The sequence below is a fragment of the Rhizobium sp. LCM 4573 genome (assembly GCF_001854865.1).
Classification (GTDB): Bacteria; Pseudomonadota; Alphaproteobacteria; order Rhizobiales; family Rhizobiaceae; genus Neorhizobium.
This window is the reverse complement of record NZ_MDDW01000001.1, coordinates 701551-723737: the sequence shown is the minus strand read 5'-3', so window position 1 is coordinate 723737 and position 22187 is coordinate 701551. Positions and strand designations below refer to the sequence as shown.

At 62.5% G+C, this 22187-nt stretch carries 20 protein-coding genes; 7 read left to right on the top strand and 13 right to left on the bottom strand.

Annotation, left to right across the window (positions count from 1 at the left end; translation table 11 throughout):
• Nucleotides 1–158: 158 nt before the first annotated feature.
• Nucleotides 159–1142: a sugar-binding transcriptional regulator gene (locus tag LCM4573_RS03650; RefSeq protein WP_071004541.1), complete on the bottom strand. Its 984-nt coding sequence runs from the start codon at nt 1140–1142 to the stop codon at nt 159–161.
• 204 nt (nt 1143–1346) lie between these two features.
• On the opposite strand from LCM4573_RS03650, the gene tal reads away from it, so the two are divergent.
• Nucleotides 1347–2312 (top strand): transaldolase, encoded by a 966-nt coding sequence (tal, locus tag LCM4573_RS03645; RefSeq protein ID WP_071004539.1) that lies wholly within the window; start codon nt 1347–1349, stop codon nt 2310–2312.
• A gap of 129 nt (nt 2313–2441) precedes the next feature.
• On the opposite strand, the gene LCM4573_RS03640 is transcribed toward tal, so the two are convergent.
• From LCM4573_RS03640 to LCM4573_RS03615, 6 genes are all read right to left on the bottom strand, one after another.
• A complete protein-coding gene (locus tag LCM4573_RS03640) occupies nt 2442–3737 on the bottom strand; it encodes an MFS transporter (protein WP_071004536.1) in 1296 nt (431 codons plus the stop codon).
• Between the two features lie 77 nt (nt 3738–3814).
• On the bottom strand, nt 3815–4216 hold the full coding sequence (locus tag LCM4573_RS03635; RefSeq protein ID WP_071004534.1) for a MarR family winged helix-turn-helix transcriptional regulator: 402 nt from the start codon (nt 4214–4216) through the stop codon (nt 3815–3817).
• A 40-nt stretch (nt 4217–4256) separates the two neighbouring features.
• Nucleotides 4257–5105 carry a metal ABC transporter permease gene (locus LCM4573_RS03630; protein WP_071004532.1) on the bottom strand — a complete coding sequence of 283 codons (849 nt, stop codon included), beginning with the start codon at nt 5103–5105 and terminating at the stop codon, nt 4257–4259.
• A complete protein-coding gene (locus tag LCM4573_RS03625; protein WP_071004530.1) occupies nt 5102–5965 on the bottom strand; it encodes a metal ABC transporter permease in 864 nt (287 codons plus the stop codon). Before LCM4573_RS03625 ends, LCM4573_RS03630 begins: the two co-directional genes overlap by 4 nt.
• Nucleotides 5946–6839: a manganese/iron ABC transporter ATP-binding protein gene (locus LCM4573_RS03620; protein WP_071004528.1), complete on the bottom strand. Its 894-nt coding sequence runs from the start codon at nt 6837–6839 to the stop codon at nt 5946–5948. Before LCM4573_RS03620 ends, LCM4573_RS03625 begins: the two co-directional genes overlap by 20 nt.
• A complete protein-coding gene (locus LCM4573_RS03615) occupies nt 6836–7723 on the bottom strand; it encodes a metal ABC transporter substrate-binding protein (protein ID WP_071004526.1) in 888 nt (295 codons plus the stop codon). Before LCM4573_RS03615 ends, LCM4573_RS03620 begins: the two co-directional genes overlap by 4 nt.
• A 216-nt stretch (nt 7724–7939) precedes the next feature.
• Here LCM4573_RS03615 and LCM4573_RS03610 point away from each other — a divergent pair, with 216 nt between their 5' ends.
• Nucleotides 7940–8584: a hypothetical protein gene (locus LCM4573_RS03610; RefSeq protein WP_131818929.1), complete on the top strand. Its 645-nt coding sequence runs from the start codon at nt 7940–7942 to the stop codon at nt 8582–8584.
• 32 nt (nt 8585–8616) lie between these two features.
• Here the strand turns inward: LCM4573_RS03610 and LCM4573_RS03605 are convergent, their stop codons facing one another.
• The 4 genes from LCM4573_RS03605 to LCM4573_RS03590 form a co-directional block, all read right to left on the bottom strand.
• Complete coding sequence (locus tag LCM4573_RS03605; RefSeq protein ID WP_071005168.1) at nt 8617–8862, bottom strand: hypothetical protein; 246 nt, start codon at nt 8860–8862, stop codon at nt 8617–8619.
• A gap of 124 nt (nt 8863–8986) precedes the next feature.
• A complete protein-coding gene (gene lysS, locus LCM4573_RS03600) occupies nt 8987–10483 on the bottom strand; it encodes a lysine--tRNA ligase (RefSeq protein WP_071004522.1) in 1497 nt (498 codons plus the stop codon).
• Between the two features lie 206 nt (nt 10484–10689).
• Nucleotides 10690–12147 (bottom strand): glutamate--tRNA ligase, encoded by a 1458-nt coding sequence (gltX, locus tag LCM4573_RS03595; RefSeq protein ID WP_071004521.1) that lies wholly within the window; start codon nt 12145–12147, stop codon nt 10690–10692.
• A gap of 116 nt (nt 12148–12263) precedes the next feature.
• The gene (locus tag LCM4573_RS03590; protein WP_071004519.1) at nt 12264–14036 is read right to left on the bottom strand and encodes an SLC13 family permease; all 1773 of its coding nucleotides are present in this window, start codon (nt 14034–14036) and stop codon (nt 12264–12266) included.
• 153 nt (nt 14037–14189) lie between these two features.
• On the opposite strand from LCM4573_RS03590, the gene LCM4573_RS03585 reads away from it, so the two are divergent.
• Nucleotides 14190–14735, top strand: coding sequence for a glutathione peroxidase (locus LCM4573_RS03585; protein WP_071004517.1), 546 nt, complete (start codon nt 14190–14192; stop codon nt 14733–14735).
• 182 nt (nt 14736–14917) lie between these two features.
• Here the strand turns inward: LCM4573_RS03585 and LCM4573_RS03580 are convergent, their stop codons facing one another.
• Both LCM4573_RS03580 and LCM4573_RS03575 read right to left on the bottom strand, forming a co-directional pair.
• Entirely contained in the window at nt 14918–15670 is a 753-nt protein-coding gene (locus LCM4573_RS03580) for a TerC family protein (protein WP_071004515.1), read from the bottom strand.
• Between the two features lie 97 nt (nt 15671–15767).
• Nucleotides 15768–16463, bottom strand: a complete 696-nt coding sequence (locus tag LCM4573_RS03575; RefSeq protein ID WP_071005167.1) for a TetR/AcrR family transcriptional regulator — start codon at nt 16461–16463, stop codon at nt 15768–15770.
• A gap of 153 nt (nt 16464–16616) precedes the next feature.
• Between LCM4573_RS03575 and LCM4573_RS03570 the strand changes: the two genes are divergently transcribed.
• The 4 genes from LCM4573_RS03570 (at nt 16617) to xylB (ending at nt 22112) form a co-directional block, all read left to right on the top strand.
• A complete protein-coding gene (locus LCM4573_RS03570; protein ID WP_071004513.1) occupies nt 16617–17840 on the top strand; it encodes an HlyD family secretion protein in 1224 nt (407 codons plus the stop codon).
• A 27-nt stretch (nt 17841–17867) separates the two neighbouring features.
• Nucleotides 17868–19460 carry a DHA2 family efflux MFS transporter permease subunit gene (locus LCM4573_RS03565; RefSeq protein ID WP_071004511.1) on the top strand — a complete coding sequence of 531 codons (1593 nt, stop codon included), beginning with the start codon at nt 17868–17870 and terminating at the stop codon, nt 19458–19460.
• 146 nt (nt 19461–19606) lie between these two features.
• Nucleotides 19607–20626: a LacI family DNA-binding transcriptional regulator gene (locus tag LCM4573_RS03560; protein ID WP_071004509.1), complete on the top strand. Its 1020-nt coding sequence runs from the start codon at nt 19607–19609 to the stop codon at nt 20624–20626.
• Between the two features lie 31 nt (nt 20627–20657).
• On the top strand, nt 20658–22112 hold the full coding sequence (gene xylB, locus LCM4573_RS03555) for a xylulokinase (RefSeq protein ID WP_071004507.1): 1455 nt from the start codon (nt 20658–20660) through the stop codon (nt 22110–22112).
• Nucleotides 22113–22187 lie beyond the last annotated feature (75 nt).

The window sequence follows — 22187 nt, the reverse complement described above, 5'->3', positions numbered from 1 at the left end:
GGTTAGAGCTAGGGCTACCTATAGGGCAGGCCCCCTCATCCGGTCCTTCGGACCACCTTCTTCCCGAGGGGAGAAGGTAAGGTGCCGCTGCCGTCTCTGCTCTTCCTCTCCCCTTGAGGAGATGGGCGCCGARCGAAGCGGAGGCGGGGTGAGGGGGCTTAACTTGCTTCCCCCAGCCTCAGCAGCTCCCTGGCCGCTCCCTCGTCGGTAATCAGCGTGTTGCAGCCTATGCGACGAATGGTGGCGCGGATGGCGACCGCCCGGTGGGCGCCACCGGATGAGAGCACGATGTGCCGGRCCTTCTTCAAGGTATCGAGGTCGATGGACATCACCCGCTCGTTGATCGGATGCGCTATCGACCGGCCCTCGGCGTCCAGGAAATTGAACATGGTGTCGCAGACGCAGCCGGCGGCGATGAGATCCTGAAGTTCCTGTTTCGAAATGAAGCCTTCCGAAAGGGACGTGGAATGCGGGCCGATGTCGCCGCAGCTCACCACTGCAAGGTCGAGGTTTTCGGCGAGGTTGTAGAGTGTCTTCAGCCCGCATTCCTCGATCAGCGCCCTTTTTGTGGCAACCGAATCCACCAAAAGGGGTGCGAGGAACATGTAGCATTCCGCATCGAGCTGGCTTGCGAGCCGCCAGGTGTAATCGATCGGGTTGGTCTGGTGCACGGCGACGATRCCGCCGAGCAGGGAAACCACCTTGCAATCCTGCCGCCGAGGCGGACGGAAGCTTGCAAGCGAGGCCGTCATGGTGCGGCCCCAGCCCACCCCGAGCGTCATGCCGTCCTGCACGACTTCCGACAGGAACTGCCCGAGCGCCAGTCCTACCGCGCTCGCCATCGCGGCCGGGCTGTCGTCGCGCGGCGCGGGCACGACGATCGCCTCGTCCAGGCCATAGGCCTGTTCCAGCCGGGTCGAAAGCTCAACGCAGCCTTCGATGCTCTCGCTGATCCAGATCTGTACCTCGGAGCGCTTCAGCGCCTCGTCTAGCATGCGGATCACCGTCGAGCGGCTGATGCCGAGCCTTTCGGCCACGTCCTTCTGTGTCAGGCCCTGGTTGTAATAGAGCCAGGCCGCCCGCAGCCTCAGCGAGGCGGCGTCGGAATAGGCGGTGTGGGTTTCCCGTCTGAGCCTTGCCAAAACACCTCCGATATCTTCCCGCGTGGGCGAAAGCCTCTATCTTTCCCGATAAAGGCCATGATATCACCACAGGTGAAACATATGTCAATTCCGATGTACAAATGTCTTGACTTCCCTGTGGCTCGCAGACGATAGTTTGTGCAGGGCGCCGGGGGAGCAAAATCGCGCGACAGGCGTTTTATCTCCATATCGAGGACTATTCGGATGACGTCGAAACTAGAGCAACTTCGTTCCATGACCACGGTCGTCGCCGATACCGGCGACATCGAAGCGGTCGCACGCCTGAAACCGGTGGATTGCACCACGAACCCCACGATCGTGCTTAAAGCGCTTGGCACGCCGGCCTTTGCCGACAAGGTGAAGGATGCGATCGCCTGGGGCCGCAAACAGGGCGGCCAGGACGACGCAGTAGTCGCCGCGGTCGCCGACCGGCTCGCCATCGATGTGGGTGCGGCGCTTGCGGAAATCGTGCCCGGTCGCGTATCGACGGAAGTCGATGCCGACCTCTCCTTCGACACCGAAGCATCGATCGCCAAGGCACGTTCGATCATCGCCGCCTACAAGGAGCGCGGCATCGAGCGCGAGCGCATCCTCATCAAGCTTGCCTCCACCTGGGAAGGCATCCGCGCGGCCGAAGTGCTGCAGCGGGAAGGCATCGACTGCAACCTGACGCTTCTCTTCTCCATGGCGCAGGCAATCGCCTGCGCGGAAGCAAAGGTTTTCCTCATCTCGCCCTTCGTCGGCCGTATCCTCGACTGGTACAAGAAGTCGACCGGCCAGGACTACACCGCCGAGACCGATCCGGGCGTGCTTTCCGTTCGCCAGATCTACAATTACTACAAGGCGAACGGCATCTCCACGATTGTCATGGGTGCCTCCTTCCGCAATGTCGGCGAGATCGAAGCTCTCGCCGGCTGCGACCGCCTGACGATCAGCCCGGCGCTTCTGGAGGAACTCGACAAGGCCGACGGCACGCTCGCCCGTAAGCTTTCGCCTGAAACCTTCAAGGCCGAGCCGCTGCAGTCGCTGGACGAGGAGCAGTTCCGCTGGATGCTCAACGAAGACCAGATGGCGACCGAGAAGCTTTCCGAGGGCATCCGCCTCTTCGCCAAGGATCTCGTCGCGCTGCGCACCATGGTCAAGAAGGAACTGACGCTGGCGGCCGCTTGATCGGTCGAGATGCTGAAATGCAAAAGGCCCGGAGCGATCCGGGCCTTTTCTTTGAGACTGACAATTGCCCCTCATCCGGCTGCCGCCACCTTCTCCCCGCAGGCGGGGAGGAGGTTAGGATGGGGGCGATTAAGCCGCCTGCGGAACAGCCGTCGCGGAACCGGGCTTTCTGAGCAGCAGGACCGAAATCGCAGCGATCATGCAGGCGACGCCGGCGATCTGCAGCGCGGGCATGTAGGTGTTGAAGTCGCTCTTGAAGAAGCCGGCGCCGAAGGCTGCGGTGGCTGCGCCAAGCTGATGGCCCGCAAACACCCAGCCGAAGAAGAGACCCGCCTTTTCACGACCGAAGTTTTCCGCCGCGAGCTTCACCGTCGGCGGAACGGTCGCCACCCAGTCGAGCCCGTAGAAGATCGCGAAGATCGACAGTTCCACGAAGCTGAAGCCCGAGAAGGAGAGATAGATCAGCGACAGGCCGCGCAGGCCATAGAACCAGAAGAGCAGGAAGCGGTTGTCGAACCGGTCGGAGAGCCATCCGGCGAGGATGGTGCCGAAGAAATCGAAGATGCCGATGACGGCAAGCGTGCCGGCGGCCGTTACCGCGGCCATGCCGAAATCGCCGCAGATCGAGATCCAGTGGGTCTGGATCAAGCCATTGGTCGACAGTCCGCAGACGAAGAACGTGCCGAACAGAACCCAGAAGACGGGGTTGCCGGAGACGCTGTAGAGGGTGACGAGCGGGGAGGCGAGCGTCGTCAGCAGCTTGTGGTCCTGCTTCGGCGGCTTCGAAACAGCCGTTTCGCCATAGGCGGGCAGGCCGACATCCGCCGGGTGGTCGCGCATCAGCAGAAGCACGAGGATCATGGCGGTGGCGATGATGGCAACCGCAAGCGTCAGCGCAGTGCGCCAGCCATAGGCCTCGGTGAGTGCCGCGAGAATGGGGAGGAAGACGAGCTGGCCGGTGGCGTTGCTCGCGGTCATCAGGCCGACGACGAGGCCGCGGCGCTTCGAAAACCAGCGGGCGGCGACGGTTGCACCCAGAACCAGCGCCGTCATGCCGGTGCCGACGCCGATGACGACGCCCCAGAGCAACAGCAATTGCCAGACCTCGGTCATGAAGAAGGACGCGACAATGCCGAACATGATCATGCCGAGCGCCGTCGCAACCACCTGACGGATGCCGAAATGGTTCATGAAGGCGGCGGCGAACGGTCCGAGCAGGCCGAAGAGCACGAGACGGACTGCCATGGCTGAGGAAATATCGGCGATATCCCAGCCGAATTCCTGATGCAGCGGCTGGATCATCACGCCCGCCGAGCCCATTGCGCCTGCGGTCGCCAGCATGGTCAGGAAGGTGGTGGCGGCGACCACCCAACCATAGTGCAGGTTTCTGCCGGCCATCCATCGGGCGGCGCTGGTGGAGATCATCTTGTCGTCCCTTTCCTGATCGGCGCCGCGGCTGCAGCGGTGTTGCGGGTATGTGCCCGCGTTTGATTAAAAAGAAATCAGAGTTCCTTGAGCAGCTCCAGCAGTTGCTTCGTCTTGTCCGGTCCGAGCCGAACCTCGATATTTTCCTGGACACCGTCCCAGAGGGGGGCGCCTTGTTCGAGCAGGTGGCGACCCTTTTCCGTCAAGGTCAGCATGGCCTCCCGCTGGTCTTCCCCGTGACCGATCGCGACCAGTCCCATGCGCTCCAGCACTTTCGTATTGCGGCCGACCGTGGAGCGGTCGAGATCCACCTTGCCGGCAAGCTCGGTAAGCGAGACCGGCGCCAGCCGGTTGATGTTTCTGAGCAGGCTGAACTGGCCGATGTTCACGCCGAGCGGCGCGAGGGCCTCGTCGTAATAGGACGAGACTTTCCGGGAGGCTTGGCGCAGCACGATGCAGTGGCAGGTTTCGCTTGGCATGACGCGGGTATATACCCGCGCTTGGAGTTGCGCAAGGGGGTCAGCCCGAACTTGCCGTTCGGGCCGTCATGGTGGTCTTCACGAAAGCGAAGATGAAGAGCCCGGTCATCAAAAGAACGATGGTCGGGGCAGGCGCGCTGTCGAGGAAGAAGCTCACATAGATGCCGAGAACGGACGAGCCGGCGGCGATCGCCACCGCCGTCAGCAGCATGGCGGTAAAGCGGCGCGTCAGGAGGAAGGCGATGGCGCCGGGTGCGACCAGCATGGCGACCGAGAGGATGATGCCGACCGCTTTCAGCGCGCCGACCACGGCGAGCGAGAGCACCGCCAGCAACCCGTAGTGCAGAAGCCGGACGGGCAGGCCGATCGCCCTCGCATGCTGTTCGTCGAAGGAATGCACCAGCAGGTCCTTGCGCAGGATAACGAGGAAAAGCGTTGCGGCGAGCGCGATCAGCCCCGTCTCCACGAGATCGGACGGCAGGATGCCGAGCATGTCGCCGAAGAGAATATGGTCGAGATGAACATCCGACTGCACCTTCACGAACAGCACCAGACCCAGCCCGAACATGCCGGAAAAGACGATGCCGAGCACCGTATCCTCCTTGATGCGGCTGTTTTCCTTGAGGAAACCCGTGGTCAGCGCGCAGATCATGCCGGCGACGAAGGCGCCGATCGCAAACGGGACCGACAGCATATAGGCGATCACCACGCCCGGCAGCACGGCGTGCGAGACCGCATCGCCCATCAGCGACCAGCCTTTCAGCACCAGGAAGCAGGAGAGCATCGCCATGGGTATGGCGATCATCAGCGTCACGATGAAGGCGCGCTGCATGAAGTCGATCTGGAAGGGGAAGGTCGCGAGATCGATGAAATCGAGAAAGCCGCTCATGATGCCGTCTCCTTGAGCGTCCTGCGCAGCCGCCGGCGGGCGGCCAGCATGCCGTGCTTCGGCGCAAACAGGAAGGCGATCAGGAAGAGTGCGGTCTGCAGCACGACGATGATGCCGCCCGTCGCGCCATTCAGGAAATAGCTGAGATAGGCGCCGACGAAGCTCGTCGCGGCACCGATCACCAGCCCCAGCAGGATCAGCCGCTCGAAACGGTCGGTGATGAGATAGGCCGTGGCGCCCGGCGTCACGACCATGGCGATCACGAGAAAGGCGCCGACCGTCTGCAGCGCCGCGACGGTGGAGGCGGCAAGCAGGGTGAAGAACAGCACCTTCAGGAAATCCGGGTTGAGGCCGATGGTGCGGGCATGGTTCTCGTCGAAGAAAGCCACCATCAGGTCCTTCCATTTCAGCGCGAGGATGGCGAGGCTGACACCGCCGATGATGACGAGCTGCAGCGTATCGGCCGGCGTGATGGCGAGGATATTGCCGAGAACGATGGTCTGGATATTCACCGATGTGGGCGAGAGCGACACCATAAAGAGGCCGAGGCCGAAGAAGGAGGTGAAGATGAGGCCGATGATGGCGTCTTCCTTGAGCCTTGTCCGCTGGCTGAGGAAGAGCATGGCGCCGGCCGCGAGCCCGCCGGAGATGAAGGCGCCGAGCGAAAAAGGGAGACCCAGCATATAGGCGCCGGCGACGCCCGGCACGATGGAGTGGGAGAGCGCATCACCGATCAGCGACCAGCCCTTCAGCATCAGATAGGCGGAGAGGAAGCCGCATACGCCGCCCACCAGGGCGCTCACCCATATGGCGTTGGTCATGTAGCCATAGGTGAAGGGTTCAAGAAGCGTCTGGAGCATCCGCCTTCTCCTTCGGCTTGTTGCCGTTGCTGCCATAGGTCACGAAGGGGCGCTCGTCATCGGTGATGACCTTCACGCGCCGCTCGTCGGCATCCTCATGCAGGTCGGAACCGCCGAGAATGAAGTGGCGCAGCACGCCGCCGAAGGCCTTTTCCAGATTGGCTTCGTTGAACGTATCCTCCGTCTTGCCATAGGCGAGCACGGTGCCCTTTACGAAGACCGTGCGGTCGCAGAAATCAGGCACGCTGCCGAGATTATGGGTGGAGACCAGCATCACCCGGCCCTCGTCGCGCAACGATTTGAGAAGGCTGATGATTTGCTCCTCGGTCGTCACGTCGACGCCGGTGAAAGGCTCGTCGAGCAGGATGATCTGGCCTTCCTGGGCCAGCGCGCGGGCGAGAAAGACGCGCTTCCGCTGGCCGCCGGAAAGCTCGCCGATCTGGCGCTTGCGGTATTCCTCCATGTTCACGCGGCGCAAAGCCTGGGTGACCATTTCATGGTCGCGGCGGGACGGAATGCGCAGGAAGTTCATGTGGCCGTAGCGGCCCATCATGACCACGTCCTCAACGAGAACCGGAAAGTCCCAGTCCACCTCCTCGGCCTGCGGCACATAGGCGACGAGATTCTTCTTCAAGGCTTCGCGGGCGGGCATTCCGAGAATTTCCACCGAACCCTCGGCAAGCGGCACGAAGCCCATGATCGCCTTGAAGAGGGTGGATTTGCCGGCACCGTTTACGCCGACAAGCGCGGTGATCGTGCCGCGCGGAACGGTGAAACTCGCCTGCCGCAGCGCCGTGAGGCCCGTGCGGTAGGCGACCGTGATGTTGTCGATCCTGAGGCCGGCGCTGGCCGGCCTCGTCTTTCCCATCATCATTGGGCAAGTCCCTTTGCAATGGTCTCCGAAGTGACGCGCAGAAGGTCGAGATAGGTCGGCACCGGGCCGCCTTCCTCGCTCAGCGAGTCGACATAGAGAACGCCGCCGTATTTCGCGCCGGTCTCGCGGGCCACCTGCTCCGCGGGCTCCGCGGATACCGTACTTTCGCTGAAGATCACGTTGATCTTGTGCTCGCGCATGGCGTCGATCACCGCCTTCACCTGTTGCGGCGTGCCCTGGGCGTCCGCGTTGACGGGCCAGAGGTAAAGTTCCTTCAGGCCGAAATCGCGGGCGAGATAGGAGAAGGCGCCTTCGCTCGTCACCAGCCAGCGGTGATCTTCGGGAAGGGCGGCGAGTTCGTCGCGGATCGGCTGTATCGCTGCACGGATCTTGTCCGTATAGGCCTTGGCGTTTGCGGCATAGACGTCCGCATGGGCGGGATCGATCTCCGTCAGGCCCTTACGGATATTCTCCACGTAGATCACCGCGTTTTCCGGTGACATCCAGGCATGCGGGTTGGGCTTACCCTGATAGGCGCCGCCGGCGATCGACATGGGCTCCACGCCGTCGCTCACGGTGAAGCTTGGCACGTMGCCGAGGTTGGCGAGGAATTTTTCGAACCAGAGTTCGAGGTTGAGCCCGTTGCGCAGCACGAGGTCGRCATCGCGGGCGCGCAGGAGGTCGCGCGGAGTCGGCTGGTAGTTATGGATTTCCGCACCGGGCTTGGTGATGCTTTCCACATCGGCCGCATCGCCGGCGACGTTCTTCGCCATATCCGCGATGACGGTGAAGGTGGTGACCACTTTCGGCTTTTCCTGCGACCAGGCCGCAAGCGGTGAAAGAAGCAGGGCGGCAAAGGCAATAATGAACTTCCGAGCACCCATGGCGGGTTGAACTCCTTTTTGCAATTCATTCGCAATCCAAACTAGCGACCTTTTTCGTGCTGTCAATGCTATTGCAACTCATTCGCAAAAAGGAGGTTCCAGAAAATGCGAACATTAGACGAATTAAAGATTCCTCAATTAGAATGCGGCAGGATCGCTCCGTTCCATGACCTGTGTGTTGCGTAGATTGGAGTTGACCATGCCGGAGTCCGGCCCGTGAATGTCCGGAGATTGAATTTCTCGCGGACGCTTTTCCTCGCCTTCGGCGGCGTTCTCGTGCTTTGCAGCGCAAGTGGGACGGCGGCCGTCTTTATCGGCGCCGACCGGCTTCTCGGTCCGTCCTTTTCCGGGGCGAACGGCCTCAAATGTACCACCGTCCAGACCGCCCGGATCAAGCGGGACGGCACGTATTGGGTGCGCAAATACGTGACGGCGGACAATCGGGCCGACGGCATGGCGCGGGTGAGGACGGCGCTGCGCGTGGCCCGCAGCGTCCAGGCGCATGAAAAGGCGGATCTCGTCCAGGTCGCGGTGCTCGATCCAGCCGGCCCGAAGGACCGGGCGCTGATGCGCGGACGGATGATCGGTGCGCAGGTCGTCTACATTCCCGATCTTTCGAAGATGCCGGAAGGCGCTGCCTCGCAAACCTATACCGCCTATTATCTCGACGGCCCGGCGAGCGACACTGGCGAATATTACGGAATCCGCTTCGACCTGCCGCTGGAGGACGTCCAACCGATGGTGGCGGCGCTTACAGACGATGCGGGTTGCATCGATCCGAATGCGCAGCCGGTTACGGCGGCGGACCATGGAGCGCCGGTCACTGCTCACGGAGAGCCTGTGCCGGGGCACGAGGGCTGACGGACTTTCGGGCTCGATCGGGCTTGCCGGCGTCAATCGTCGTCGGCGCGATAGCGCCGCAACCGTTCGCTTTCATAGCGTCGTCCGTCATCGCGTGACACGCGTTTGCGGACGTAGCGCTCGCAATAGCCGCCTTCGCAATGGGTCTCGACCAGCCGCTCCCGTACGACTCCGTTATCGGATGAGCTGTTGGAGCTCGAATTCGACGACTGGCTTCCGGCCTGGACAGAGCCCGCGCTGATCGCCGAGCCGGCAATCAGAATAAGCATGGTACGCATGGCCTTCTCCTTCCATGCGTCATGGTCGGTTTCCGGCGCTGAACCGGCGATGAACGCAAAAGAAAAGGCTCGTGCGCTTTCAGCCACGAGCCTTCATCCAATTTATGTTCAGCCGGAAACCGGCTCAATCCGCCTTTGCGCGCCGCGCCGGGAAGAGGATCACGTCGCGGATGGACGGAGAATCCGTCAACAGCATCACGAGGCGGTCGACCCCGATACCCAAGCCGCCGGCGGGCGGCATGCCCTGGTCCATGGCGTCGAGGAACTCGTCATCGAGCTGCTTGTCTTTCTCGCCGCGGGCATGCGCCTGCTCGAGCTGCTCCACCATGCGGCGGCGCTGTTCTTCCGGATCGTTGAGTTCGGAGAAGGCGTTACCGAGTTCCCAGGTGTTGCAATAGGTCTCGAAGCGTTCGACCAGGCGGGGCTCGCCCGGCACTTCCTTGGCAAACGGCGAGATGTCCTTCGGGAAATGGGTGACGTGAGAAGGCTGGATCAGCGTGCTCTCGACCTTCTCCTCGAAGATGAAGGCGAGGCATTCGCCCCAGGTCCAGTCCTTCTCCACCTCGAAACCGGCAGCCTTCGCCGCGGCGCGGGCTTCCTCGTCCGTCTTGATCGCGAGGAAGTCGATGCCGGTCGCTTCCTTCACCGCGCCCGGCATGGGTACGCGCTTGAACGGGCCCTTGAAGGAGAGCTCCTTGTCCTGGAACTTGAACTCGGTGGAACCGTGGATGCTCATGGCAAGCTGTGCGAACATGCGCTCCACGAGGTCCATCATGTCCTCGTAATCCGCATAAGCCCAGTAGCACTCCATCATGGTGAACTCGGGGTTATGCCGGGTGGAGACGCCTTCGTTGCGGAAGTTGCGGTTGATTTCGAACACCTTGTCGGTGAGACCCGAAACCAGCGTGCGCTTCAGGAACAGTTCCGGCGCGATGCGCAGGTACATGTCGAGCTTCAGGGTGTTGTGGTGCGTCTTGAAGGGCTCGGCCGTAGCGCCGCCGTAGATCGCCTGCAGCATCGGCGTCTCGACTTCCATGAAGCCGTCGTTCTCCATGAAGCGGCGGATGCCGGAAACGATCTTCGAACGCTGCTGGAATCGGAGCTTCGATTCCTCGTTGGTCATGATGTCGAGATGGCGCTTGYGGTAGCGGAGCTCGATATCGGAAAGACCGTGCCACTTCTCCGGCATGGGCAGCAGCGACTTGGTGAGCATGATGATCGACTGGGCGTTGATCGACAGCTCGCCGCGCTTGGTGCGGCGCACGGTGCCGGTGACGCCGATAATGTCGCCGATATCGATCATCGCCAGCATTTCGCGGGCTTCTTCCGGCGTCACGTCCTTGTGGGAGAAGATCTGGATCTTGCCCGAAGCGTCATGGATGTCCATGAACATACCGGAATTGCGTGAGGAATAGACGCGGCCCGCGACCGTCACGACATCCTGCGTTTCCACGTCCACCTCGAGGTTCTGGTATTTCTCCGCGAGCTCCGCATTGGTCATGGTGCGGTGGAAATGCGCCGGATAGACGTCGCCGATCTTCTCGCGCAGGAGCTTGAGCTTCTGGGCGCGGACTTCCGTCGCGTCGGAGGAGAGGGCGGTTTCGGTCTTCGTTTCGGTCATCGTTCAATTCCTGTTGCGGCATGGCCGCGGCGGCCAGTCGTCTCCGTATCCGTCATTCCTGTGCTTGTCACAGGAATCCAGTGCGCCCAAGTCTTTGGGCGCGGAAGACTTAATGCATTCTTTCACGGCGCAGACGCGCCGTGGCTGGATTCCTGTGACGAGCACAGGAATGACGGAGGAAAGGTTCTGCCTCGCCTCCGTAATCGCTAGTTCCCACTTCCCACCATCTGCGCTACCACCGTGGCGGCGACCTTCAGACGCTGGCGCACGACAGAACGGCCGAGCAGCGCCATCGAGTCGAACAGCGGCAGCGAGCGCGACGAGCCGGACATGGCGACGAAAAGCGGCGGAGTGACAACGCGCAGCTTCTTGCCCAGCTTGTCGGAAACGGCGCGCAGTTCCGCATCGATCGTCTCGACGTTCCATTCCAGGATCTTTTCGAGATCGGCCTGCACGGTGTTCAGGATTTCCAGCGTCTCGGCCGGGCTGGTCTTGAGCCCCGCGAAGGAGGCGGGCGTCAGGCCGACATCGTTGGAAAGCAGGAAGCCGGCGAGCTGCGGCAGTTCRCCGAGCTTGGAGATGCGGCTTTGCGAAAGCTTCAGGCCTTCCGTCAGGCGGCTGTTTTCCGAGGCCCATTCGAGCGTGCGGGCAATGAAGTCTTCCGGTGTCAGCTTCTCGCGGATCCAGCGGCCGTTCAGCCAGTCGAGTTTCTGGATATCGAAGATCGCGCCGGCCTTGGAGAGGTTGTCCGGATCGAACTTCTCCGCCAGTTCCTCCATGGAGAGCAGTTCCTCGCCTTCGGCGATCTGGATGAAGAAGAGGCCGAGGAAGTTCATCAGCGCTTCCGGCAAGTAGCCGAGCGCCGAATAGTAGGAGATCGAGGTCGGGTTCTTGCGCTTTGAAAGCTTCGACTTGTCGGCATTACGCATCAGCGAGAGATGCATGAACACCGGCTGGTCCCACTCGAAATAGCGATAGAGCAGGATGTGCTTCGGCACGGAGGCCAGCCATTCCTCGCCACGCGCCACATGGGTGATCTTCATCAGGTGGTCGTCGATGACGTTCGCCATGTGGTAGGTCGGCATGCCGTCAGCCTTGATCAGCACCTGCATGTCCACCGAATCCCACGGGATAGAGACATCGCCATAGACGCCGTCATGGAACTCGCAATTGCCCTCGGCCGGGATCTTCATGCGAATGACGGAGGCTTCGCCTGCGCCCAAGCGCGCTGTCACTTCCTCGGCCTTGAGGTTGAGGCACAGACCGTCGTATTTCGGCGGCTTGCCGGCGGCGCGCTGGGCTTCCCGCATCTGCTCGAGCCTTTCCGGCGTGCAGAAACAGCGGAAGGCATGGCCCTTGTCCAGAAGCTCCTGCGCATAAGGCTGATACATCGCCTTGCGGTCGGACTGGCGGTAGGGGCCGTAAGGGCCGCCGACATCCGGGCCTTCCGCCCAGGTCAATCCCGTCCAGCGCAGGGCGTCCAGCACTTTCTGTTCGAATTCCGGCGTCGAGCGCGTCGCATCGGTATCCTCGATGCGCAGGATAAATTCGCCGCCCATCTTCTTGGCGAAGAGATAGTTGAAAAGCGCGATGTAAACGGTGCCGACATGCGGCTCGCCGGTAGGCGAGGGGGCGATGCGGACGCGCGGGGTCGGGTTGATCATGAACTGTCGCTCGATTTCAGGCGCCTTAGCGGCGCGTGCATGCTTGCGGGAATGTCGATTTGGGCAGGCCTTAGCGCATATTCAGTCGCAGGCGTCAAGGTTTTTGGCCTGCATGGCTACCCTACCGGCCAGACATAGAGCAGTGCCGGCACGCTGACGAGCACGATGATGAAGGAAAGCGGCAGCCCAAGGCGCGGATAATCGGAGAACCTGTAGCCGCCCGGCCCGAAGACAAGTGTGTTGCACTGGTGGCCGACGGGGGTGAGGAAATCGCAACCGGCGCCGATCGCGACCGCCATCAGGAAGGCCTCCGGCTTGAAGCCGAGATTGGTGGCGAAGCTCGCCGCGATCGGGCCCATCACCAGAACCGTTGCGGCATTGTTGAGAAAGGGGGTGACCGCCATGGTCGTCACCAGGATCAAGCCCAGCGCACCCCAGGCTGGCAGGCTTGCCGCGGCATTCCCGAGCCAGCCGGCGATCAGCTCGCTGCCGCCGGTGGTACGCAGCGAATCCGAAACCGGGATCAGCGCCGCGAGCATCACCAGGATCGGTCCGTCGATGGATTTGTAGATGTCGGCGAGTGGGATGGCGCGGAAGACCAGCATGCCGAGCGCCGCGACGAAGAAGGCCACCGAGACCGGAGCGATGCCGACCGCCGTCGCCGCCATGGCGAGCGCCAGGATGACGAGCGGAATGAAGGCGCGGCGGCGCGTGCCGAGCAGCACTTCGCGCTGGGCGAGCGGCAGCAGCGAAAAATCCTGCAGCACGGCGGTCAGGTTCCTGCGGTTGCCCTGCAACACGAGAATGTCGCCGGCCATCAGAGTTATGCTGCCCAACCGCTCGGTGAGCCTTTCGCCGCGTCGGCTGATGGCGAGAAGGTTGACGCCGCGGGTGTAGGAGAGCGCGAGCTCCCTGGCGGAAAGCCCCTTCAGCGAGGATTCCTGCGAAATGATAGTCTCGACGGAAATGATATCGGCCTGCACTTGGCCCCGCTCGGTCAGCGGCTTCCCGGAAAGCTTCAGCCGGCCGCTCGAAACCGTGCGGTCGAGCGCCGCCGACGAGCCCTCCAGCAGCACCACGTCCCCCTCTTTCAGCCTGAGATCCGGGAAGGGCGACATGCGGGTCGTGCCGCGCAGCACGGCGGTGGCGATGACCTCTCCGTCTCCGAGCTTCAGGAGCGTGCTGACAGGCTTTTCCAATACGGAGGACTGCGCGGTGATGGTGACTTCCGACGTGTAGTTGGCGATCTCCATGGCGTCTTCGATGGATGTGTTCTGCTTCGTGCGGCTCGGCACCAGCCAATGGAAGAACAGCAGGAAGGTGACGCCCACGACCGTCAGCAGCGCGCCCATCGGCGTGAAGTCGAACATGGTGAAGGAGGTGCCGGTCATCTCCTCGCGAAGCCGCGAGACCACGATATTGGGCGAGGTGCCGATCTGCGTCATCAGCCCGCCGAGCAGGGCGGAAAAGGCCATCGGCATCAGGTAGAGCGATGGCGAAACCCCCGAGCGGCGCGAGAACTGGAATGCGACCGGCATCATGATCGCCAGCGCCCCGATATTCTTGATGAAGGCGGAAAGCACCGCGACGACGATCATCAGCAGCGCAAGCTGGGTGCGCACCGAATTCAGGTTCGGAAAGAATTTCTTGATGGCGGTATCGACAACGCCGGAACGGGCCACGCCGGCGCTGACGATCAGTGCGCTGCCGACAATGATGACGATATCGTCCGAAAATCCGGAAAAGGCCTTGTCGAAGGGCACGACGCCCAGCACGACGGCCAGAACCAGCGCACAACAGGCTACGACATCATAGCGGAAACGATCCCAGATGAAGACAGCCATCATCGCGGCGATGACGGTGAAGGCGAAAATCTGGTCTGTGGTCATGCTGCTCCGGGTGGTGAGGAGGGGACAGGCTGTCGGCGGGATACTTGCCGCTTTTGCGTCGGTTATCAATGCCGGCCGAATGCACGGTAACGCCGCTGGACATTCGGCCGCGCGCGCGTAACTTGCGCAGCGCATGTTTAATGGAGATTGCGAATGAGCGGAATTCTGGAAGTGCCGGTGAAACTCGCCGATGGGCGCGAGACCTCGCTGAACGAGTACAAGGGCAAGGTCCTGCTGGTCGTGAACGTCGCCTCCAAATGCGGGCTGACCAAGCAATACGAAGGCCTCGAGAAGCTTTACGAGGACAAGCGCGAGCGCGGCTTCGTCATCGCCGCTTTCCCGGCCAACAACTTCAAGGGCCAGGAGCCCGGCACGGATGCCGAAATCGTCGAGTTCTGCACCTCCACCTATGACGTGAAATTCCCGATCTTTTCGAAGATTTCGGTCAAGGGTGAGGACAAGCATCCGCTCTACAAGGAACTTACGGCATCCGGTACGCCGGTGACCGGTGAAGGCCCCATGAAGGAGCGGTTGCGCAGCCTCGGCATGGAGGTCGCCGATGACGACGAAATTCTCTGGAATTTCGAGAAGTTCCTGATCGGCCGCAATGGCGAGATCGTCGCCCGCTTCGCGCCGGACGTGACGGCGGACGACAGCCGCCTCGTCTCGGCGATCGACCGGGAGCTGACGAAGGTGTGAAGGCCTCACCTTCCCCTTAAGGCGGGGTCGGAAGGACGGGGCGAGACACACGGGTCGCCCCTGAGAACCGGAGGTCTGGGGTAGGGTGCCGTAAGGAGCGCGAGGCTGGGCTCTCTATGGGTTTTGTCACCCCACCCGCCGCATTGCGGCGACCTCCCCCCTCAAGGGGGAGGTGAGAGGCATCAATGCAGCGTCTGCCCGCTCTTCTTCTTCTGGCGGGCGTTGCGGGCCCACATGTTCAGGACCTCGACCAGCGCCGAGAAGGCCATCGCGGCGTAGACATAGCCCTTCGGCACATGGAAGCCCATGCCTTCGGCGATCAGCGTCGTGCCGATCATCAGCAGGAAGGCGAGCGCCAGCATCACGATGGTCGGATTGCGCTCGATGAAGTTGGCAAGCGGGGTTGCCGCAAGCAGCATCACGGTGACGGCGGCGATCACGGCAATGAACATGATCGGTACATGCGGTGTCATGCCGACCGCGGTGATGATGCTGTCGATCGAGAAGACCAGATCGAGGATCAGGATCTGGGTGATGGCGGAGCCGAAGGTGATCGCAGCCGTGCCGCCCACCATGTCTTCCTTATGGTCGACGGGATCGACGTTGTGATGGATTTCCTTGGTAGCCTTCCAGACGAGGAAGAGGCCGCCGGCGATCAGGATCATGTCCTTCCAGGAGAAGGGATGATCGAACAGCGTGAAGACCGGCTGGGTGAGCTGGACGATCCAGGCGATGGTGCCGAGAAGCGCCAGGCGCATGATGAGCGCCAGCCCGATGCCGATCTTGCGGGCCCGGTCGCGGTGCTCGGCCGGCAGTTTGTTGGTGAGGATGGATATGAAGATGAGGTTGTCGATACCCAGTACCACTTCCATCACCACCAGGGTGACGAGCGCCACCCAGGCGGTGGGGTCTGCGACGAGCGCTGCGATATCCATCCAATGTCCCTTTCTCGATCACAAGGCGTATTGCCCCGTCCGATTTAAGGATCGGCGTGAATAAGACAAGGGGAAGTTGCGGCGGAACCGCTTGAAATCAAGCTGGTTCCGCCATTTTCACCATTGCGGGTTTCTCGACGGTGCCGTAGGCGGCCATGAAGACCTTCACAGCACTTCTCACCACCCGTTCCAGCTCTTCCTTCGGTGGCACGTCGTTAAGCTCGCCGAACAGGCGGAACTTGAAGAAGATGCCGCTGGAAAGCTCGATGAACTGGCGTGCGGCCAGGTCCGTATCCTCGACCTTCAGCGTGCCGAGCGCCACTTGCCGCTCGATGAAGTCCTGCAGCACCGTGCGGATGTTGGCCGGCGAGCTGAAGAATTGCCGACAGAGGCCCGGCATACGATCGACCACGCCGATCATCGTCCGCATCGCCCTGATGACGCCGGGCGAGGTGGTATGCGCCGCAAAGCCCATGCCGAAGCGGAAGAGACCGTCCTCGACTTCCTCGCTGCCCTGCAGCACGTCTTTCATCGCGGAGGTGATGCGCTGCCGCTCGCGCTCCACCATGGCGGCGAAAAGATCTTCCTTGTTCTGGAAGTAGACGTAGATCGTGCCTTTCGAAACGCCCGCCTCGCGCGTGATGTCATTCATGCTGGCGGCGTCGAAGCCGAGTTTCATGAAGACGCGCTTGGCGCCGTCGATAATCTGTTCGCGTTTGGCCGGGTCTTCGCCTGCGGCGAAACGGCCCGGCGGACCTTGCCCGCAAAGCTCGGCCTTTGTTGTTCTAGCCATTTTCATGCCCCTTTAACTTTTTCGAACCGATCGGTTCGATTTGCTCTTGATATGTGGTACCGAAGAGCCTATGTCAAGCGGCGCTGAACCGATCGGTTCGATCGAAGCATACGGTTCGACAGACGATAAAACCTCCGACGACGGTAAACCAAAATGACGTCCTCCCAGAATGCGGGCGCCCTGCGCGCCGTGACGAATGATAGCGCGGAATCCGTTGAAGTCGAAGCCCRCAAGCAGGCTCCGGCGGCCGAACAGCCTACCGCAGCACCGCCGGCGGATGCAATCGCGGCGCCGGCCGTCAGCCCGCCCCAGAAGAAACGCCGCGGCTTTCTTCTGCCCGTCCTTATCGTCGCGCTCCTCGGCGGGGCGGCCTGGTATGGTTACAACTGGTGGACCGACGGGCGGTTCCTGGTTTCCACCGACGACGCCTATGTCGAAGGCGATATCGCCATCATCTCGCCGAAGGTTTCCGGCTATGTCGCCAAGGTAGACGTGGTGGAGAACCAGGCCGTGAAGGCCGGCGATCCGCTCGTCACCTTGGATGACGGCGACTACCGGCTCGCGCTCGAGCAGGCCAACGCCAATATCGAGAGCGCCAGGCTCGCCGTTTCCCGCATCGATGCCCAGATCGTCGGGGCTCAGGCCACGCTGAAGCAGGCCGAAGCGCAGCAGGGCGCGCTCGAAGCGTCGCTGCGCGGCGCCGAGATCACCCAGAAGCGCGCCAGCGAACTCGCCGCCAAGTCGGTCGGCACCACGGCCGATCTCGACAAGGCCAATATCGCGCTCGACGAAGCCAAGGCCAATCTTGTCGCCGGCCAGGCGAATGTCGCGTCCGCTCGCGCCAATATCGAGCTTCTCCATGCCCAGCGAAACGAGGCGGACAACAYCATCCGGGTGCAGGAAATCGCCCGCGACAAGGCCGAGCGCGACCTGAACTTCACGGTGCTCAAGGCGCCCTATGACGGCATCGTCGGCAATCTGGCGGTCCAGACCGGGGATCTCGTGTCGGCCGGCAAGCGTCTCGCGGCGCTCGTTCCGCTGACCGAGCTCTATATCTCGGCCAACTTCAAGGAAACGCAGCTCGGCCATATCGAGGTCGGCTCGAAGGTCCGCGTCCATGTGGATGCCTATGAGGATCACCCGATTATCGGCACGGTGGAATCCGTTTCGCCCGCCTCGGGCGCGGTCTTCTCGCTGCTGCCGCCTGAAAACGCCACCGGCAACTTCACCAAGGTCGTGCAGCGCGTCCCGGTTCGGATCTCCATCCCGAGGGACGATCTCGAGCAGCAGCACCTGCGTGCCGGCCTGAGCGTCGTCGTCGACGTCGACACCCGTACCGCGCCAGCCGACGGCAACGCCGTGGCCCAGGCGAAGTAAGCGGATAGAGCTTCAAGGAGTACGGCCATGGCAACAACGGCCGTTGCGGGCGCCCCTTCTCAGGCAGGCTCCGCCGATCAGCCCATGGACAGGCGCAAGCTCGTCGCGTTCTTCGCGATGGTGCTCGGCATGTTCATGTCGATCCTGGACATCCAGATCGTCTCGGCCTCGCTTGCCGAAATCCAGGCCGGCCTTTCCGCCGGCTCGGACGAAGTGGCCTGGGTGCAGACGTCCTATCTGATCGCCGAAGTCATCATGATCCCGCTTTCGGGGACGCTGGCGCGCATCCTGTCGACGCGCGTGCTCTTTTCCATATGCGCGGCGGGTTTCACCCTGGCCTCGGCGCTCTGCGCCACCGCGACCAATATCGAGCAGATGATCGTCTACCGGGCGATCCAGGGCTTCATCGGCGGAGGCATGATCCCCTCGGTCTTTGCGGCCGCCTTCACCATCTTCCCGCCCTCCAAGCGAGCCATCGTCTCGCCGATCATCGGCCTCGTCGCTACGCTTGCGCCAACCATCGGCCCGACGGTCGGGGGCTATCTCAGCCATGCCTTTTCCTGGCACTGGCTGTTCCTCGTCAACATCGTGCCGGGCATCATCGTCACCGCGCTCGCCTGGACCTTGATCGATTTCGACGAGCCCGAGATGAGCCTCTGGAAGAAGTTCGACTGGTGGGGCCTCATTTCCATGGGCCTCTTCCTCGGCTCGCTGGAATACGTGCTGGAAGAGGGCAACAACAAGGATTGGTTCAGCGACGAGCATATCGTCGTCGGCTCCGTCGTAATGGTGATCGGGGCGGTGGTGTTCTTCTTCCGGGCCTTCAAGGTGGAATTCCCGGTGGTGGATCTGCGCGCCTTCGCCAACCGCAACTTCGCCTTCGGTTCGCTCTTCTCCTTCGTGATGGGTATCGGCCTCTACGGTCTCACCTATCTCTATCCGCTCTATCTCGGGCGTATCCGCGGCTACGATTCGCTGATGATCGGCGAGACCATGTTCGTCTCGGGGCTTGCCATGTTCTTCACGGCGCCGGTTGCGGGCTTCCTGTCGAACAAGCTTGATCCGCGCCTGATGATGGCGATCGGTTTCGGTGGCTTTGCGCTGGGCACCTGGATGATGACCGGGCTGACGCAGGACTGGGATTTCTACGAACTCCTGGTCCCGCAGATCCTGCGCGGCTGCTCCATGATGCTGTGCATGGTGCCGATCAACAATATCGCGCTCGGCACGCTGCCGCCGGCCCGCATCCGCAATGCGTCGGGCCTCTTCAACCTCACCCGCAATCTCGGCGGCGCGGTAGGTCTGGCAATCATCAACACCATGCTGACCCAGCGTACCGACGAGCACTATGCGCGCCTTTCCGAGCATGTGAACTACGGCAATCCCGCCGCTCTCGACTGGCTCGACAGCGTCGGCGCCAACTTCAATTCCTACGGGCTCGACGGCGCCACCGCCGCGATGCAGAGGCTCTCGGGCATGATTACCCAGCAGGCCTGGCTGATGTCCTTCATCGACGTGTTCCTGACGCTGACCTGCCTCTTCGCAGGCCTGATCCTGCTCGTCATGCTGATCTCGAAGCCCTCGGCGCCGCCGGCCGGCAGCGGTGGCGGAGGCCATTGAGTTCCCAAGCAGTCCACCGCCGGAAGGGGCTGCCGCGCAAGCGGCAGCCCTTTTCTTTTCGTGGCCGGAAAAACTTTGAAGGGCGTACCTCAGATTTCTGATTTACGTACCTCAGAAATTGGGTTACGAAGGTTGGCGGAGGAGACATGAAGCCCACTGTCCACGACATCGCGAAGATTGCAGGCGTCAGCCTCGCCACGGTGGACCGCGTGCTGAACGGCCGGCCGGGTGTGCGGGAGATTACCCGCGGCCGGGTGGAGGAAGCGATCTCTACGCTTGGCTATGTGCGCGATCTCGCCGCCGCCAATCTGGCCAAGAGCCGAACCTATGCCTTCACCTTCATCATTCCCGCCAACGACAATTCCTTCATGATCGGCCTCGCCGAGGAAGTGCGCGGGGCGATCGCCCGGTCCAGCGCGGAGCGCACCGATATCCGCATCATCGAAGTGCCGCCCTTCGATACGGAAGCACTGGTCTGCGCGCTCGATGAGGTGGTCGAGAGCCGGCCGGCGGGTGCCGCCTTCGTGGCGATCGACACGCCGGAAGTACGCGCGGCGGCCAAGCGGCTGCAAGCGGCCGGCATTCCCGTCGTCACGCTGGTTTCCGATCTGCCGGATTCGGGCCGCGATCATTATGCAGGCATCGACAACATCGCAGCCGGCCGCACCGCTGCCGGTCTCATGGGGCGCTTTCTGAGTGGCCGAAAGGCAAAGATCGCCGTGCTTGCGGGTTCCATGCTGGTGCGGGACCATCGCGAGCGGCTGGAGGGTTTTTCGGCGGTCCTCGGGAGCTCTTTTCCCGATCTCGACATCCTGCCGGTGCTGGAGGGCAGGGACGACCCGGCACTTGCCGAAACGGCGCTTGCCGAAGCGTTCGCGAGCCACCCCGATATCGCCGGTATCTACAGCCTCGGGGCGGGCAATCGCGGTCTCATCCGGGCTGTTCAGGCGAGACGTGAGCGGCCGGTGGTGATCGCCCACGAGCTGACAGCCTCCACGCGTGCGGCGCTGATCGACGGAACGATCGATGCCGTGCTCAACCAGGATGCCGGTCACGAGGTGCGGAGTGCGATCCGCGTCCTGAAAGCCAAGGCGGACGGCCTGCCGGTGATCGCCGCGCAGGAGCGCATCCGTATCGACATATTTCTGAAAGACAATCTGCCATGAGAGGCAGCGCATCCCGATTAGGAGAAGCACCATGTATCTAGGGCTCGACCTCGGAACTTCCGGCGTGAAGGCCATGCTGATCGACGGCGATCAGAAGATCGTCGGTTCGGCCAGCGGCTCGCTGGAGGTCTCGCGCCCGCATTCCGGCTGGTCGGAACAGGACCCGGCCCACTGGATCCGCGCGACCGAAGAAGCGGTCGCCGGGCTGAAGGCCAAGTTCCCCAAGGAACTTGCCGCAGTGAAAGGCATCGGCCTTTCCGGCCAGATGCACGGCGCGACGCTCCTCAACGCCGAGGACAAGGTGCTGCGCCCCTGCATCCTCTGGAACGATACGCGTTCCCATGAAGAGGCGGCGGCGCTGGACGCCGATTCCCGGTTCCGCCAGATCACCGGCAATATCGTCTTTCCCGGTTTCACCGCGCCGAAGCTCGTCTGGGTGAAGAAGCATGAACCCGAAATCTTCGCAAAGGTCGCCAAGGTCCTGCTGCCGAAGGATTATCTGCGACTCTGGCTGACCGGCGAGCATATTTCGGAAATGTCGGATTCGGCCGGTACCTCCTGGCTCGATACAGGCGCGCGCAAGTGGTCCGCGGAGCTTCTGGCCGCGACCGGCCTTTCCGAGGAGCAGATGCCGTCGCTGGTCGAAGGCACGGATCAGGCCGGCCGGCTGCGCGGTGAGCTTGCCTCCAAATGGGGCATTTCCGGCGATGCCGTCGTTGCCGGCGGGGCAGGGGACAACGCGGCCTCGGCCTGCGGCATGGGTACGGTCGGCGAGGGGCATGCTTTCGTCTCGCTCGGCACGTCCGGCGTGCTCTTCGCCGCCAATGCCTCCTATCTGCCGAAGCCGGAAAGCGCGGTGCACGCCTTCTGCCATGCCCTGCCGAAGACCTGGCATCAGATGGGGGTTATCCTGTCTGYGACTGACGCGCTCAACTGGCATTCGCATGTGACGGGCAAATCCGCCGCCGATCTTACCGCCGAGCTTGGCAACGAACTGAAGACACCGACCGGCGTCACCTTCCTGCCTTATCTTTCCGGCGAGCGCACGCCCCACAACGATGCCGCCATTCGCGGCGCCTTCATAGGGCTCGAGCACGAATCGAGCCGTGCGGTGTTGACCCAGGCGGTGCTGGAAGGGGTCACCTTCGCGATCCGCGATAATCTCGAAGCGCTGAAATCCGCCGGCACCTCGATCTCCCGCGTCACGGCCATCGGCGGCGGTTCGCGCTCCCGCTATTGGCTCGCCTCGATCGCGACTTCGCTCGGCGTGCCGGTGGATATTCCGGCGGACGGCGATTTCGGCGCGGCCTTCGGTGCGGCCCGCCTCGGCCTCATTGCCGCAACGGGCGCGGACCCGCTCGCGGTGTGCTCGCAGCCGGAAACGGCCGAGACGATCGAGCCTGTAAAGGCGCTCTCGGATGCTTACGAGACGGCTTACGCCCGGTATCGCGCACTCTATCCGGCGCTGAAGGCGCTGGCGCATTGAATTGATCCTGACCGGGAAGGGTGAAGGCCCCTCCCCAACCCCTCCCCACAAGGGGAGGGGCTTTAGTACCCCGAG

Excerpts from the sequence above, each read along its gene's own strand:
- LCM4573_RS03640 (WP_071004536.1), bottom strand. The coding sequence starts at position 3,737 with ATGATCTCCACCAGCGCCGCCCGATGGATGGCCGGCAGAAACCTGCAC.
- tal (WP_071004539.1), top strand. The coding sequence starts at position 1,347 with ATGACGTCGAAACTAGAGCAACTTCGTTCCATGACCACGGTCGTCGCC.
- LCM4573_RS03575 (WP_071005167.1), bottom strand. The coding sequence starts at position 16,463 with ATGGCTAGAACAACAAAGGCCGAGCTTTGCGGGCAAGGTCCGCCGGGC.
- LCM4573_RS03620 (WP_071004528.1), bottom strand. The coding sequence starts at position 6,839 with ATGATGATGGGAAAGACGAGGCCGGCCAGCGCCGGCCTCAGGATCGAC.
- LCM4573_RS03590 (WP_071004519.1), bottom strand. The coding sequence starts at position 14,036 with ATGACCACAGACCAGATTTTCGCCTTCACCGTCATCGCCGCGATGATG.
- LCM4573_RS03630 (WP_071004532.1), bottom strand. The coding sequence starts at position 5,105 with ATGAGCGGCTTTCTCGATTTCATCGATCTCGCGACCTTCCCCTTCCAG.
- LCM4573_RS03625 (WP_071004530.1), bottom strand. The coding sequence starts at position 5,965 with ATGCTCCAGACGCTTCTTGAACCCTTCACCTATGGCTACATGACCAAC.
- LCM4573_RS03580 (WP_071004515.1), bottom strand. The coding sequence starts at position 15,670 with ATGGATATCGCAGCGCTCGTCGCAGACCCCACCGCCTGGGTGGCGCTC.
- LCM4573_RS03635 (WP_071004534.1), bottom strand. The coding sequence starts at position 4,216 with ATGCCAAGCGAAACCTGCCACTGCATCGTGCTGCGCCAAGCCTCCCGG.
- LCM4573_RS03565 (WP_071004511.1), top strand. The coding sequence starts at position 17,868 with ATGGCAACAACGGCCGTTGCGGGCGCCCCTTCTCAGGCAGGCTCCGCC.
- LCM4573_RS03560 (WP_071004509.1), top strand. The coding sequence starts at position 19,607 with ATGAAGCCCACTGTCCACGACATCGCGAAGATTGCAGGCGTCAGCCTC.
- LCM4573_RS03605 (WP_071005168.1), bottom strand. The coding sequence starts at position 8,862 with ATGCGTACCATGCTTATTCTGATTGCCGGCTCGGCGATCAGCGCGGGC.
- LCM4573_RS03585 (WP_071004517.1), top strand. The coding sequence starts at position 14,190 with ATGAGCGGAATTCTGGAAGTGCCGGTGAAACTCGCCGATGGGCGCGAG.